Origin of the sequence: Microbacterium sp. Yaish 1 (assembly GCF_002245215.1) — a bacterium.
Lineage (GTDB): Bacteria > Actinomycetota > Actinomycetes > Actinomycetales > Microbacteriaceae > Microbacterium.
In genome coordinates this window covers 532,697-546,404 of sequence record NZ_NPMR01000002.1, presented here as the reverse complement: position 1 = coordinate 546,404, position 13,708 = coordinate 532,697, and the positions used below count along the sequence as shown (strand labels likewise).

The following is a 13,708-nucleotide window of genomic DNA, read 5'->3' as shown; positions in this document are numbered from 1 at the left end:
CCCCGACGCGCAGCGATTGCGCAACCTCCTTCCCGGAGGAATCGGCGCTGGCTAGGGTCGGATGACCGGCTATGCGTGGAGGGGGAGCCCGCTCATGACCCAGCAACTCGATGTCAACGACGACGCGGTGACACGTCTCGGTCTGATGGACACCGCCCCGGAGGAGCGTTTCGACCGCATCACGCGGCTCGCCCGCGAGATGTTCGACGTCGATTACGCCGTCGTCAACGTCGTGAACTCCGAGACGGTGTTCACGAAGTCGCAGCCGGCGGAGTCCGACTTCCGGCACACCACGATCGAGGACTCGTTCTGCGGCGAGGCCGTCAAGCAGCCCGCCGTGCTCGAGGTCCCCGACGGCCGTGCCGATCCGCGGTTCGCCGACCGCGCGATCGTCGCCGAGCACGGCATCCGCTTCTACGCGGGCTTCCCGATCCACACCGATGCGGGCGAGACGGTCGGCACGCTCTGCCTGCTCGACACCTCGCCGCGCGAGCTCAGCGACACCGACCGCGACGCATTCGAACGCTTCGGCCTATGGGCGCAGGCGGAGATGCGCATGGACGATCCCGGTGCCTCCGGGCCCGGGCCCGGGCCCGTGCCCGCCGCGTCGGTCGCCCCGGCCGTACGCGATGACCGTCTCGCGGCAGGGGAGGTCCGCCTGGCCGCCCTGGCGATCCCGTACGGGCAGGTCAGCGGCGACCGGAGCAGCTGGCAGCAGGTCGGGGACCGCATCATCGTCACCCTCGCCGACGTCATGGGCAAGGGTGAAGAGGCCGGCGGGTTCGCGGAGGAGCTGATCGGCGCACTCCAGCAGCGCGCTCACCTCGACCCTGTCGAGGCGATGCTCTCGGTCGAGGACTACGCCCGGCACGACAAGCGCTACCGCGAGACCTTCGCCACTCTGTTCCACGCGGTCATCGAGACCCGAAGCGGCCGCGTGGATTATGTCGATGCGGGACACGGGCTCACGCTGCTTCTCCGTGCCGATGGCACGAGCGAGCGCCTGAGCTCCCGCAACCTCCCGCTCGGCCTGCGCCCATCCGACGCCGAGTGGGAGGCCGGCGAGACGGTGGTCGGTCACGGCGACCTCATCATCTCGGTCTCGGACGGTGCCCTCGATGCCTACGACTCCACGCTCGACAGCCTGCGTCTCATCGGCGAAGACCTCCGCCGCGCCGCCGAACCCGACGCCTTCTTCGACGAGCTGTCCATTCGCGTCTCCGAGCACGTCGTCGACGATGACGTGACGGCCGTGGTCGTCTCGGTGCGCTGACGCACGGCGCGGGCGCGCTGACCGCGCGTCAGCGGGGGATCACCGAGAAGAGGAACCGCCGCCGCACCATCAGGTAGATGAGCGCGATGACCGCGGTATGGATCAGCGTTCCCTGCCAGAAGCTCTGCCGGTCGAGGCCGGGGATGTTCGCGACGGCGAGCACGAAGAACACGTGCACGATGAAGACGTAGAGGCTCGCCTGGCCCAGCGGGATCCAGAGCCACCCCATGACCGCGTTGATCGGTTTCCAAGCCACCGTGAGCACGGCGTAGCTGCAGGTGATCACGAGCACGAGGTCGAGCAGGCGCCCCCAATGCAGGTCGATCCGCGGGTAGCCCGAGTCGTACAGCATCCCGTAGAGGCCGGCGGGGAACGGGGCCGGCTCGAACCCGAAGCTGTCGCCCGCCCAGAGATAGACGAGGAAGCCGGCGTAGCCGACGACGAAGAGGCCGATGAGGATCTTCCCCGGTGTGGAGGTGAGCGCCCGGATGATCTGGCGCCGGTAGTACCCGATGACGAGTCCGTGCGTGAAGAGCACCTGCCACGCCAGCAGCGGGAAGACCGCGTTGAACTGCGACGGCAGGGGCGACAGCTCCGGCATCGTGATGTGGAGGGCGTAGAGACCCCAGCTGCCCGCCAGCACGAGCCACCACAGGCGCCGGCGGATGAGCCACATGAGCGCGGGATAGGCGAGGCTCAGGACGACGAACAGTCCCATGATGTTGAACGGCCACGGGCCCATCTCGAGCAGGAGCAGCTGTCTCACCGCGTACCAGGGCGGCGGGTAGTCGAGCAGGCGGTCGGCGTTCGGGTAGAGGTCGTACACGCGGCCGGAGGTCGCCTGACCGTCGTCGCCGGTGCCACGGTCGGTGAACGTCATGATCGACGACGCATCGATGAACGGCACGAAGCTGAGGACGAAGATGAGCAGAGTGACGGCGAGCGCGACGAGATACTGCTTTCGAGCTCTCGCCCAGGCGACGAGGGCTGCGCCCCATTCGCCGGCTCGTCTGACAGCGGCCGGGAACGCCATGCCGAGGGCGATCCCGCTCAGCAGGACGAAGAGCTCGGCGCCGCTGACCACCCCGAACACATCGAGAGCCGCCAGCGAGAAGGGGCTCAGAACTTCGATCTGCGTGACCACAACGACGACGATGGCGAACCCTCGTAGCATGTCGATGCGCAGGTCACGGGGCGCCGATTCGTCCGGATAGCGCCACGACGGCAGCATCCTGCCGACGAATCCGGAGGCGAGGAACGCGATGGCGAGCGCGGCGACGGAACCCGTGAGCCAGGTCATCGCGTCGTTGCCCTCGCGCACCTGGACGGTGGTCGCCGAGCCCTCCTGCGGCGTGATCACCTCGGTGATCGGACTCCACTGCACCTGCCCGGATGCCGCGAGGTCGGCACGGAACGCGCTCGCGAGCTCGCCTGAAGCCGTCAGACGCCAGTCGACCTCCTGCGCGCCGGCCTCGGCCTCTTCGCGCACGGCCTCGAGCCAGGTCACCGCGGTGATGCGCGGGTGGTCGGGCAGCTCGGCGAGCACTTGGCGCCACCAGCCCTGCTTGACGGCGAGCTCGGTGTCTCCGTCGAGCGAGAAGTCGTAGAGCGCACCGGTGTCGAGCAGGAGGTCGCGGCTCTCGCCCGCCGCGAACCTGTCGTAGAAGGTTTCCGCCTGCGGCACGGTGTAGCCCCACTGCTCGTCCAGGCGCGCGGCTACCTCGCCATCGTCGGGCGCACTGTTCGACAGGAGCGGCACGTCACGGCCCGCGGCGGCACCCGACTCGCCCTTGCCGAAGTAGAACATCGTCAGGCCGACCCGGTCGACGGCATCCGCGTCGGGGAAGTAGGGGCCGTACGGGTCGTCGGCCTCCGTCAGCAGACCGTCCGCGTCGGTGTCGAGCGCCCGAAGGTCGGCGGGGGAGAGATCGTCGAGGCGCCCATCGGCGCGCTCGAACGGGTACCCCGCGCCATACGAGGGGGCCCAGACCATCTCGGCGCCCGAACCGCCGTCGTGGACGATGTCGGCCACGGCCTCGAAGGCGCGCACGAACTCGCGCGGCTGCTGCCCCCACGAGGTCCACGAACCGTTCATCTCGGGGGCGAAGCGCACGAGGTGGTGCGTGTCGTAGTCGCCCTGCATCTTCTCGAGCATCGCGTTGAACGCCGCGGCATCGTCGCGCGTGAGGTCCGCGAGAGGAACCCGCGGCTCCATGCTCAGGACGAGGACGGCGCCCTGGGCAGCGGCTGCCGTGGCGGCGCGAGACCAGCCCTGGCGAGCTTTGTCATCGAGCGGGTACGACAAGCGGATGGCATAGGTCGCGGGTGTCTCGCCGAGCCGGTCGGCGTACCCGTCCGGACCGTCCGAGCCCCAGTCGAGCTCCGGGCCGAACCAGAGCCCATCCTGCGTGACGGGCGCGGGCACGGAAGTATCAGCGACGGCCGCGGGCGCCGCGAGGAGAGCGCCGGCGGCGGCGAGAGTCAGGGCGGCGAGCGCCCGCCGCAGGTGCCGCGTCACTCGCGGCGGCACTCGAGAGTCCAGACGTTGCGCCCGTTCTCGTAGCGGTGCTCGACGGAGTCGACGCTCGCGAGCGCGAGAGCGAGCCCGCGGCCGTCCTCGGAGTCGGCGTCGGCCATGGTCACCGCGCTGAGGTCGAGCTCGGCGGGCTGAGCGTCGTCCTCGAAGGTCGCCGTCAATGCCTCGGGTGTGGCCCGCAGGTCGAGCGTGAAGTGCCGTCCTTCGGCGCCGTGCGCGGCGACCGAGTGCTCGACGATGTTGCCCGCGATCTCGACGACGGCGATCTCGAATGCGAAGCGCGTACGGGGCTCGACGTCGCCGGCTTCCTCCCACCACGATGCGAGCAGATCATGGACGGCATCGACGCTCTCGAGCGAGACGTCGGCGACGAGCGACCGGTGCGCGACCTCAGCCATCGAGGGCGTCCTGCACGGTGGCGCGCGGCCGGAGCACGCGGTCGAGGTTCGTCAGGCCGAGCACCATCGTCACCTGTTCGCTCGGCGCGGCGAGTCGGAGGTCGCCACCACCTTGCCGAGCGGTCTTGAGGCAGGCGACGAGGGCGCCCAGTCCGGACGAGTCGATGAAAGCGACATCCGACAGATCCACGATCACGGGCGATTCGCCCGCTGCGGCGATCTCTTGGGTCACCCGCTCTCGGAAGGGACGGGCCGAGACCATGGTGAGACGCCCGTGGGGGCGGACGACCCGACCGTTCTCGCGTACGTCGATATCGAGCTCCAGCATGGGTCAGGTCTCCTTCAGTTCCAGGTGTGCCGGCGGCCGGTACAGCACGGCGCGGATGATGATGCTGAAGACCATGAGGTCGTACAGCACCCAGACGATGTTCACGAGAGGTGCGATGCCTTCGGCCTGTCCGACGGCGTAACGGATGGCGACGGCGACGAGCGACAGGACGAGCGCGGCCATCGCGATCAGCTGCGGTTTCACGAGATCCCACCGCGGGCTGTCCTCGGTGGCGCGCGTCTTCGGGGTGACCGCGAAGCCGAGAGCTCGACCACGGTAGACGTTGGCGAACGCCGTCGTCACGGAGCGGATCCAGACGGGGAAGAGCGCGAGCGAGTACTGCGCACCGCGCCAGGTCGGGCGTCCGTTGGCGACGACGAGGAAGAGCAGTTGGTTCAGGAGGAAGAAGGGGATGAACCGAGCGAAGAAATCGACGCTCCACGCTTGCACGGGCATGACGCCGAACGTCAGGTACAGCACCGGTGCGGCGATGTAGACGATGCCGGCGAAGCCGGCCAGGTAGCTCCACATCGTGCCGAAGTACATGATCCGCTGGCCCCAGCTGAGGCTGCGCTGCACGAGGGGGTTCTCGCGGAACATCACCTGCATGGTGCCCTGAGCCCATCGCAGCCGCTGCGTCAGCATCGTCGGCAGATCCTCGGGGGCGAGACCCTCGGCGAGCACCTCATCGTGGTACACCGACTTCCAGCCCAGGCCGTGCAGCCGCATCGACGTCGCCATGTCCTCCGTGACCGAGATGGTCGCGAGAGGCATGATCGCCTGGGCTTCTTCGTCTCGCCCGACATCGAACGCCGAGACGAGCATGCTGATCGACTCGAGCGCAGCCAACGGAGAGAGGCTCCGATCGCCCAGAGCGTCGAGAGTGACCTCGTCGATGACGGCGAGGGCCTCGGTGTCGGCGGTCAGCTCGGCGAGAGCGCGCAGCTCTTCGCGGACGTCGGAGACGTCCTGGTCGGCGAGGTCGCGGCGGACGCGGTCGATCCGGCTCTGAAAGGCGTAGGTGACATCCGCCAGTGCGTCACCGCGCGCGATCTCCGCCTTGACCTCGTCGAGCGCTGCGGCGACGGTGTCGAGGGCAGCCGCGATGCGCGGGTCGGAGCCGTGGTCCCGGCGCGCACGGGCGAGCACGCGACGGGAGGAGCGGACGCCGCGGTTGACGGCGAGCGTGACTTCGTCGACGTACCGCGAGACGCCGAGCTGCATCAGGGCCTCGCGGCGCAGGATCGCGTTCGAGCCGCAGAAGAACGCCGCGTTCCACCCGTCCTTCGACTGCTGGATCGGGCCGTAGAAGAGCGGGGCCTGGCTGCCGAGCGGATCGCTCGGCGGGACGTTGACGAACCACTGCGGCGTCTGGACGAGAGCGACCTTGTCGTCCATGAACCAGCCGAGCGTACGGTCGAGGATCTTCGGCGAGGGCACTTGGTCGGCGTCGAGGATGAGCAGGAACTCGCCTTCGGTGACCATGAGGGCGTTGTTGATGTTTCCGGCCTTCGCATGGCGTGGGCGGTCGCGCCATGCCTGCGACCGGGTGACGACGCCGATGCCCTCGGCCTCCGCGAGACGGCGGAGCTCGGGCCGGTCGCCGTCGTCGAGGATCCACGTCTCGTGCGGGTAGTCGATCGCCTGGGCCGCACGTGCCGTGCGCATGACGAGGTCGAGCGGTTCGTTGTAGGTGGTGACGAGGACGTCCACCGTGACATCGCGTGTCAGCGGCGGCGCATCATGGCGTTCCCGCAGCCGCCAGGCACCGACGGCGAAGATGAGCGAGTCGATGAGGCTGTAGGTCTCGGCGAGGACGAGGGGCAGGGCGATCCACCACGCCTCCCAGTTCACGGAGGCGAGCCAGCGCCAGACGATGTAGTTCACGCCGGAGATCGCGGCGAGCAGCACGACGAGCCGGATCAGGGCGAGGCGTCTCGCCGTCCGCTTCGACTGGCGCGCGACATCGCGCCGTGTGCCCTCGCGGCCCAGCGTCGTCTCGAAGACCATCGATCTCCCTCGGTCGACGCCAACGTTCGCAGGAGCTGCCCGCCGGGGGAAACGGGTTGCGCCCGAGTGACCGATCAGACGATGATCCGCCTCAGCAGTGGGTTGCGACGTGCTCAGGATCGCCTTCGACCGTGAGGTCGCGGTCCCGCAGGACGACGGATGCCGGCGTGGCCGTATCGTCGCAGATCTCGGCCCAGGTCCGTGGCAGATCGTCGGTGTACTCGATGTCCACGACAGCCGGGCCGTAGACGTCCCGGTACCGCTCGCATTCCTGGTACGCGGCGCATTCCTCGACGACGGCGAAATCGAACCCTGCCTCGTCGTGCAGCCGGCGGGCGAATTCCGCCGCGTTCTTCTGACCCGCTGCGAGTCCCGCCGCATGCGCTACCTCGACGTAGGCCGTCGCCAGGGCGAGGTTGTCGTCGACGTCGAGCACGCCCTCGGATCGGGTGAATGAGTCGAGGTTGTCGAACTCCACGGCGTCGAAGCCGGATTCGGCGCAGCCGCGGATCCAGGGCGACACCAGAGCGAGGATGCGTTCGCGCTTGTCGGCTGTGGATGAATCGACGAGCACCTCGTCGGGCCAGTCAGGATCGGTGAGGGGCTCGCCGTCGACGGTCACGAGCAGATCGTCGTCCCAGAGCTCGAGCTCGCCGGGCTGCGTCTGGAAACCGTTGACGTAGCAGATCGAGTAGCGATCCTGCGCGGGCTCCGCTGCGCGGTCGCGACCGACGATCATCACGTCGTCGCTGGGCGGATATGCTCCGCCCAGCTGGTAGTCCGGCTTTCCGGCGACCGGTGGCAGCGCGACGTCGGCATCCGCCTCCCCGTTCGCCGGCGCGGGCGCGGAGCAGCCGCACAGGAGGGCGACGCTCAGTACGGCCGAGCCGACCGCCGCGAACCCGCGCCGGAGGCGCATGCTAGGCGTCCTGCCCGGAGCCACCGGGTTCGCGGTCCGCTCGCGTTCGCGGGACGAACCGGGGGACCCAGCGGATGAAACCCAGCGCGCCGACGAGACCGAACGCCCCCATGACGGCGGCGGCGACCGGCAACGAGGCGACGGCGGTGATGCCGGAGACCAGCAGCGGGGCGGCGGCACCGCCCGCGTCGGTGAGCGTGCGCCAGGAACCGAGGAACGGGGCCGGATTCGCCGTCGGCGCGACATCCGCTCCCAGGGTGAGCAGGATGCCGCTCGAGAGACCGTTGCCGACGCCCAGCACCGCGGCGAAGAGCGCGAACCACAGCTCGGGCTGCGCGCTGGCCGACGTGAGTGCGAGCGCGATGAGGCCCGCGCTCATGAGCAGCATCGCGGGGAGGGCGGCCCACAGGCGGCCGAAGCGGTCCATGACCTGACCGCTCGCGTAGAAGAGCGCGAAGTCGATCGCACCGGAGACGCCGACGACCAGCGCGATCGTCGAGCCGTCCAGTCCGATCGCCACGCCCCACAGGGGGAGCAGGACCTGACGTGTGGACCGCAGCGCCGAAAGCGACGCGGCGGCGACGCCGAGCCGCGCGAGCACGTCGCGATTGCGCCAGGCGGTGCGGACGACGCCCGTGCCGGGGACGCGGCGCGTCCGAACAGGCGCCGTCGTGATCGCTTCGCCCTCGACCGTTCGCGCGATGGCGGGCGGCGGTCCCAGCCGCTTCTCGGGTTCGGGGCCGAAGGCGACCAGTGCGATCATCGCGACGAGGCAGACCCCGAAGAACCAGATCGTGGCGTGCTCGTCGCCGAAAGCCCACAGCAGCGCGGCGGCGATGAAGGGCCCGACGAACATGCCGAGGCGGAAGCTGCCGCCGAGCAGCGACAGGGCTCGAGCTCGGAAGGTGAGGGGTACGCGCGTGGTCATGAACGCGTGCCGGGCGACTCCGAAGGCCGCCGCGCAGATGCCGATGACGAAGACGGATGCCGCGAACACCCCCAGCACCGGGGCGAAGGCCATCGCTCCGACGCCGACGAGCGCGAGCAGCCCGGCGATGATCATGGTCGCCCGCTCACCGATGCGTGCGACAGCCCATCCTGCCGGCAGATTGCCGCACAGCTGGCCCACCACGAGTGCGGCGGCGACGAGCGCCGAGGTGGCGACGTCAGCGCCGAGCTCGGCGGCGATCACGGGGATGAGGGGGATGACGGCGCCCTCGCCGAGCCCGAACAGGGTCGTCGGTCCGTAGATCATCGGGGCGAGGCGCCAGAGAACGCGGCGGATCGGTTCGTTCTCGTGGCTGGCTCCCATTGCTTCCACGATACTCTGGAGTGCCATGCTCGAATTCGATATCTCCGCCGACATCCAGGCCCTGCGCTCCACGTTCGCCGACATCCAGGCGGTGGTCGACGTCGAGGCTCTCCGGGCTGAGATCGCCCGCCTGTCCGAGGAGGCCGGCGCGCCGGATCTCTGGGATGACGTCGAGAAGGCGCAGAAGGTCACCAGCGCGCTCAGCCACCGCCAGGCCGAGCTCAAGCGCGTCACCGAGGTCGAGCGTCGTCTCGACGACCTCGACGTGCTCGTGGAGCTCGCGATCGAGATGGACGACGAGGAGTCGGCCGAGGAAGCGCGCAAGGAGCTCAAGCAGCTCGAGGAGGTCATCGGTCAGCTCGAGGTGCAGACGCTCCTCGACGGCGAGTACGACGACCGCGCAGCCGTCGTGACGATCCGCTCGGGCGCCGGTGGCGACGACGCCACCGATTTCGCCGACATGCTGCTGCGCATGTACCTGCGCTGGGCCGAGCGCCACAAGTACCCCGTGAAGGTCATGGACACCTCGTACGCCGAGGGCGCCGGAATCAAGTCGGCCACGTTCGAGGTCGACGCCCCCTACGCGTACGGCACGCTGTCGGTCGAGGCCGGAACCCACCGCCTCGCGCGCATCAGCCCCTTCGGCTCGGCGGACAAGCGCCAGACGAGCTTCGCCGCCGTCGAGGTGATCCCGGTGATGGAGGAGGCCGTCGAGGTCGACGTGCCCGAGAACGACATCCGCGTCGACGTCTTCCGCTCGTCCGGCCCGGGCGGGCAGTCGGTCAACACGACCGACTCGGCGGTTCGCATCACGCACATCCCCACCGGCATCGTCGTGTCGATGCAGAACGAGAAGTCGCAGATCCAGAACCGCGCCGCGGCGATGCGCGTCCTGCAGACCCGCCTCATGCTGCTCCAGCGCGAGGAGGAGGCGGCGAAGAAGAAGGAGCTCGCGGGCACGATTACCGCGAGCTGGGGCGACCAGATGCGCTCGTACTTCCTCTACGGGCAGCAGCTCGTGAAGGACCTGCGCACCGGCCACGAGGTCGGAAACCCCTCGACCGTGTTCGACGGCGACCTCGACGGCTTCATCGCGGCGGGCATCCGGTGGCGCAAGCGCAAGGACGACGACGCCTGATCGAGTGCTGAGGCGCGGATGCCGCGGCGCGCGGGTGTCGCGGCCGGGTTGTGCGGGGGAGCGGCTTAGGCTCATCGAGTCATGATCCGGTTCGAACACGTCAGCAAGCGGTATCGCGGCACCTCGAAGCCCGCGCTCAGCGACGTCGACTTCGAGATCCAGCGCGGCGAGTTCGTCTTCCTCGTCGGCGCTTCCGGATCGGGGAAGTCGTCGTGCCTGCGGATGATCCTGCGCGAGGATGTCGCCTCCGAAGGCCGCGTCGTCGTGCTCGGCCGCGACCTCCGCGGTCTGTCGACCCGCAAGGTCCCGTACTTCCGGCGCCACATCGGCGCCGTCTTCCAGGACTTCCGGCTGCTGCCGAACAAGACCGTCTTCCAGAACGTCGCGTTCACGCTGCAGGTGATCGGGTCGTCGCGCGCCTTCATCTCGCAGGCCGTACCGGAGGCGCTCGCGCTCGTCGGCCTCGCGGGGAAGGAGAAGCGACTCCCGCACGAGCTGTCGGGCGGTGAGCAGCAGCGCGTCGCCATCGCGCGCGCGATCGTCAACCGGCCGCAGGTGCTGCTGGCCGACGAGCCGACGGGAAACCTCGACCCCGCGACATCCGTCGACATCATGCAGCTGCTTGCGCGGATCAACGCCAACGGCACCACGGTCGTGATGGCCACGCACGAGGCCGGCTTCGTCGACCAGATGCAGCGCCGCGTGATCGAGCTGAGCGGTGGCGTCATGGTCCGGGATGAGGTCGGGGGCGGTTACGGCGACACGTCGGCGCTCCCGAGCCTGGCTCCCGAGCCGGTGCGCGGCGCCGCCGCGGTCGCCGCGCTCACCGCGGTCCTCGAACTGCAACGCGAGATCGCCGAGACGCCGCCGACCGCGCACGTTCCCGTCCCCGACGAGCCCGAGGAGCCCGTGGAGCCCGCGCCGCCGGTGGGGGAGACGCGGGCCATCCCGATCGTCGCACCCGACATCGACCTCGCCGGCCTCGGGCTGCCCGACGTCGCCAAGAAGCTCGGACTCGGCGATCGCGATGATCGCAGCGACGAAGTGGGGCCCACGTCATGAGAGTCGGTCTGATCCTCGGCGAGGCCCTGACCGGTCTTCGCCGCAACGCGTCGATGGTCATCTCCGTCGTGCTCGTCACCTTCGTCTCGCTCACGTTCGTGGGTGCGGCGATGCTCATGCAGATGCAGATCAGCAAGACGAAGGACTACTGGTCCGAGCGTGCGCAGGTCGCGGTCTACATGTGCCGCGAGGACGCCACGGTGCAGAACTGCGCCGACGGCGCCGCGACCGACGAGCAGATCGCAGCCGTCGCGGAGCGGCTGGAATCACCCGCGCTGCAGAGCGTCGTGCGTGATGTCCGCTTCGAGACGAGTCAGGAGGCGTACGACAACGTCCTCTCTCTCATGGGTCAGGATTACGCCGAGTTCGTCAGTCCCGAGCAGCTCAACAACACCTACTGGGTCAATCTCGCCGACCCGTCGCAGAGCGACGTCATCAGCGAGGCGTTCAAGGACTTCGACGGCGTCGAAGAGGTCGCGAACCAGCTGCAATACCTCGATCCGTTGTTCTCGGCGCTCACCGTCGCCACCTACATCGCGGTCGGCATCGCCGGCTTGATGCTGATCGCCGCGGTGCTCCTCATCGCGACGACGATCCGCCTGTCGGCATACGCGCGTCGGCGAGAGCTCGGCATCATGCGCCTCGTCGGCGCCTCCAACCGTTTCATCCAGACACCGTTCATCCTCGAGGGGGTGTTCGCGGCGCTCATCGGATCGGCGCTCGCGAGCGTCGCGATCATCGCGATGGTGCAGGTCGGCGTCGGCGACTATCTGTCGTCGCAGATCGACTTCGTCACGACCTGGGTGAATCTGGGGGATGTCGCGCTGGTCGTGCCCGCGGTCATCGTGATCGGTGTCGTGCTGGCGGCCGTCTCGGCCGGGTTCGCCATCCGGCGGTGGCTGCGCGCCTGACATCGGGTCGCGCGCTCGGCGTCGAGCACCCGGCCGGTGTGCCCCTAGACTGTAGGGCTGCGCCAGTGCACCAGGAAGGAGGCGCGTCATGCCGAAGGAACAGGGCGAGAAGCTCGTCGCGAGCAACAAGCGCGCCCGTCACGACTACGCCATCGAGAAGACGTACGAGGCCGGTCTCGTGCTGACCGGCACCGAGGTGAAGTCGCTGCGGCAGGGCCGAGCCAACCTCACCGACGGTTACGCCTACATCGACAACGGCCAGGCCTACCTGGATGCCGTGCACATCCCCGAATACTCGCAGGGGCACTGGACGAACCACGCGGCGAAGCGGACGCGCAAGCTGCTGCTGCACAAGGAGGAGATCGTCAAGCTCTCCCATGCAGTCAGCGCGGGGGGCTACACGCTCGTGCCGCTGCGACTGTACTTCTCGGATGGCCGCGCGAAGGTCGAGATCGCCGTCGCGAAGGGTAAGCGCGAGTTCGAGAAGCGCCAGACCATCCGCGAGCGCGAGGACAAGCGCGAGGCCGAGCGCGCCATGCGCACCCGCAACCGCCTCGGGGAGTGACGGCATCCGGGATAGCCCGCGGCTGACCGCCGTGCGGTTCGCTCTGGCCCCGTCATCGAGCCCGGAAACGGGCCTCCACCGCGGCCGTCACGACGATCTCAGCCGGGCGGAGCTCGAGACCGGCGGATGACGCGTCGGCCGACATCGTCGCGGAGCGCGCGAACATCGGCGAAGCGGGCGGCGTGTCGGCACCGCTGAGCAGACCGACGTCGGCGATCTCGACGGGCTCGACGGTTCCGTGACCGAGCGCGGTCGCATACACGGATGCGCGCGCCACAGCGACGCCGACGGCCGACGTGGCGACCTCGCGTTCGATCGTCGCTCGTGTCGCGGGGGAGAGCTGCCAATCGACGTGCGAGACGCGCATCCCCTCGTCGTCCGAGAGCAGCGACACCCATTCGGCCAGCGCCACGAAGTCATCGAAGGTGGCCACGAGGTCGATCGAGGCGTGGTGCACGGGCGCGAGCTGATTCCCCTCGGGGGTCCACGGCCGGTCCGACCAGGTCGAGACGGACCCGCTCGACCAGTTCGAGACCGCGCCGGCACGGGTGAGCTGTTCGAGGCGGGTGCGCAACGGTGCGATGGTCGCGGTGGCCCGGGACACGACGGCGGTCCGCTCGGGACCATCGGCGGAGGCGGCGGCGGACACGATCGCGACCTCGGGCGAGACGCGCCGCTCGGCCTCGCCGCGGACGGAGATGAGGATGTCTGCCATGGTCCGACTCTAGGCGCGGTCGGCGGGAATGGCGCAGGATGCCGATCGGTTGTAGTCTGTAGTGCTCGGGTGCTGCGGCATCCGGTTTGGTAACTCCACAGTGTGACAGCGGCCCTTCGTCCGAAGGCTCATGGGGATGATCGGTTTCGACATCGCCTGTGTGTCGGCGAGAAGCGGGCCGAGGATGCAGGGTTATCTCGTTAACGATCTCTGCAAACCAATAAGTGCCGAATCCAAGCGCACTGACTTCGCCCTCGCTGCATAAGCGAGCCCGATAGTCCGTCAGACCGTGTGTGATCCCGCCACGGACCCTGGCGTCATCTAGGGATCTTGCTGCGTGACGGCGTCCGGACGTCACGCGGGACTCTTCCCGGACTGGGCCCGTCGACTTATGTGTCTGTACTGAAAGTCGGGGCCGAGCAGAACGCCTCTACAGACTGCGCCCGGAGAAGACGCCGTATCTCAGCGATGGACGGGGGTTCGATTCCCCCCATCTCCACCACTGCCGCTGTCACGCTGCATAGCCCCCGATCCCCTGCAA

The 13,708-nt window shown here is 68.9% G+C and carries 12 protein-coding genes and 1 other RNA gene; 6 read left to right on the top strand and 7 right to left on the bottom strand.

Annotated features, from left to right (window positions below; translation table 11 throughout):
• Positions 1 to 94 precede the first annotated feature (94 nt).
• Entirely contained in the window at positions 95 to 1,273 is a 1,179-nt protein-coding gene (locus CI089_RS11685) for a SpoIIE family protein phosphatase (protein ID WP_179223320.1), read from the top strand.
• Between the two features lie 28 nt (positions 1,274 to 1,301).
• Here CI089_RS11685 and opgC read toward each other — a convergent pair whose 3' ends face one another.
• From opgC to CI089_RS11655, 6 genes are all read right to left on the bottom strand, one after another.
• Positions 1,302 to 3,791 (bottom strand): OpgC domain-containing protein, encoded by a 2,490-nt coding sequence (gene opgC / locus CI089_RS11680; RefSeq protein WP_143738992.1) that lies wholly within the window; start codon positions 3,789 to 3,791, stop codon positions 1,302 to 1,304.
• Positions 3,788 to 4,207 carry an ATP-binding protein gene (locus CI089_RS11675; protein WP_094261718.1) on the bottom strand — a complete coding sequence of 140 codons (420 nt, stop codon included), beginning with the start codon at positions 4,205 to 4,207 and terminating at the stop codon, positions 3,788 to 3,790. The genes opgC and CI089_RS11675 overlap by 4 nt, the downstream gene beginning before the upstream one ends.
• Positions 4,200 to 4,535 carry an STAS domain-containing protein gene (locus CI089_RS11670; protein WP_094261717.1) on the bottom strand — a complete coding sequence of 112 codons (336 nt, stop codon included), beginning with the start codon at positions 4,533 to 4,535 and terminating at the stop codon, positions 4,200 to 4,202. The genes CI089_RS11675 and CI089_RS11670 overlap by 8 nt, the downstream gene beginning before the upstream one ends.
• 3 nt (positions 4,536 to 4,538) lie before the next feature.
• Entirely contained in the window at positions 4,539 to 6,545 is a 2,007-nt protein-coding gene (locus tag CI089_RS11665) for a glycosyltransferase family 2 protein (protein WP_094261716.1), read from the bottom strand.
• Positions 6,546 to 6,636: 91 nt separating this feature from the next.
• A complete protein-coding gene (locus tag CI089_RS11660) occupies positions 6,637 to 7,464 on the bottom strand; it encodes an endo alpha-1,4 polygalactosaminidase (RefSeq protein ID WP_094261715.1) in 828 nt (275 codons plus the stop codon).
• A 1-nt stretch (position 7,465) separates the two neighbouring features.
• Positions 7,466 to 8,776, bottom strand: coding sequence for an MFS transporter (locus CI089_RS11655; RefSeq protein ID WP_256978074.1), 1,311 nt, complete (start codon positions 8,774 to 8,776; stop codon positions 7,466 to 7,468).
• A 25-nt stretch (positions 8,777 to 8,801) separates the two neighbouring features.
• On the opposite strand from CI089_RS11655, the gene prfB reads away from it, so the two are divergent.
• The 4 genes from prfB (at position 8,802) to smpB (ending at position 12,452) form a co-directional block, all read left to right on the top strand.
• Positions 8,802 to 9,914 (top strand): peptide chain release factor 2, encoded by a 1,113-nt coding sequence (gene prfB, locus CI089_RS11650; RefSeq protein WP_023951108.1) that lies wholly within the window; start codon positions 8,802 to 8,804, stop codon positions 9,912 to 9,914.
• Between the two features lie 81 nt (positions 9,915 to 9,995).
• On the top strand, positions 9,996 to 10,976 hold the full coding sequence (ftsE, locus tag CI089_RS11645; protein ID WP_094261714.1) for a cell division ATP-binding protein FtsE: 981 nt from the start codon (positions 9,996 to 9,998) through the stop codon (positions 10,974 to 10,976).
• Entirely contained in the window at positions 10,973 to 11,887 is a 915-nt protein-coding gene (ftsX, locus tag CI089_RS11640) for a permease-like cell division protein FtsX (RefSeq protein ID WP_094261713.1), read from the top strand. The genes ftsE and ftsX overlap by 4 nt, the downstream gene beginning before the upstream one ends.
• Before the next feature lie 88 nt (positions 11,888 to 11,975).
• Positions 11,976 to 12,452, top strand: a complete 477-nt coding sequence (smpB, locus tag CI089_RS11635) for an SsrA-binding protein SmpB (protein ID WP_023951101.1) — start codon at positions 11,976 to 11,978, stop codon at positions 12,450 to 12,452.
• 52 nt (positions 12,453 to 12,504) lie between these two features.
• Here the strand turns inward: smpB and CI089_RS11630 are convergent, their stop codons facing one another.
• Positions 12,505 to 13,167 carry an SIMPL domain-containing protein gene (locus tag CI089_RS11630; RefSeq protein WP_094261712.1) on the bottom strand — a complete coding sequence of 221 codons (663 nt, stop codon included), beginning with the start codon at positions 13,165 to 13,167 and terminating at the stop codon, positions 12,505 to 12,507.
• Positions 13,168 to 13,299: 132 nt separating this feature from the next.
• Between CI089_RS11630 and ssrA the strand changes: the two genes are divergently transcribed.
• Positions 13,300 to 13,669, top strand: a transfer-messenger RNA (tmRNA) gene (gene ssrA, locus CI089_RS11625).
• Positions 13,670 to 13,708: the final 39 nt, after the last annotated feature.

What these genes read in the sequence shown, in the direction of transcription:
- CI089_RS11685 (WP_179223320.1), top strand. Translation starts at nt 95, where the DNA reads ATGACCCAGCAACTCGATGTCAACGACGACGCGGTGACACGTCTCGGT.
- CI089_RS11675 (WP_094261718.1), bottom strand. Translation starts at nt 4,207, where the DNA reads ATGGCTGAGGTCGCGCACCGGTCGCTCGTCGCCGACGTCTCGCTCGAG.
- CI089_RS11670 (WP_094261717.1), bottom strand. Translation starts at nt 4,535, where the DNA reads ATGCTGGAGCTCGATATCGACGTACGCGAGAACGGTCGGGTCGTCCGC.
- CI089_RS11665 (WP_094261716.1), bottom strand. Translation starts at nt 6,545, where the DNA reads ATGGTCTTCGAGACGACGCTGGGCCGCGAGGGCACACGGCGCGATGTC.
- CI089_RS11660 (WP_094261715.1), bottom strand. Translation starts at nt 7,464, where the DNA reads ATGCGCCTCCGGCGCGGGTTCGCGGCGGTCGGCTCGGCCGTACTGAGC.
- CI089_RS11655 (WP_256978074.1), bottom strand. Translation starts at nt 8,776, where the DNA reads ATGGGAGCCAGCCACGAGAACGAACCGATCCGCCGCGTTCTCTGGCGC.
- prfB (WP_023951108.1), top strand. Translation starts at nt 8,802, where the DNA reads ATGCTCGAATTCGATATCTCCGCCGACATCCAGGCCCTGCGCTCCACG.
- ftsE (WP_094261714.1), top strand. Translation starts at nt 9,996, where the DNA reads ATGATCCGGTTCGAACACGTCAGCAAGCGGTATCGCGGCACCTCGAAG.
- ftsX (WP_094261713.1), top strand. Translation starts at nt 10,973, where the DNA reads ATGAGAGTCGGTCTGATCCTCGGCGAGGCCCTGACCGGTCTTCGCCGC.
- smpB (WP_023951101.1), top strand. Translation starts at nt 11,976, where the DNA reads ATGCCGAAGGAACAGGGCGAGAAGCTCGTCGCGAGCAACAAGCGCGCC.
- CI089_RS11630 (WP_094261712.1), bottom strand. Translation starts at nt 13,167, where the DNA reads ATGGCAGACATCCTCATCTCCGTCCGCGGCGAGGCCGAGCGGCGCGTC.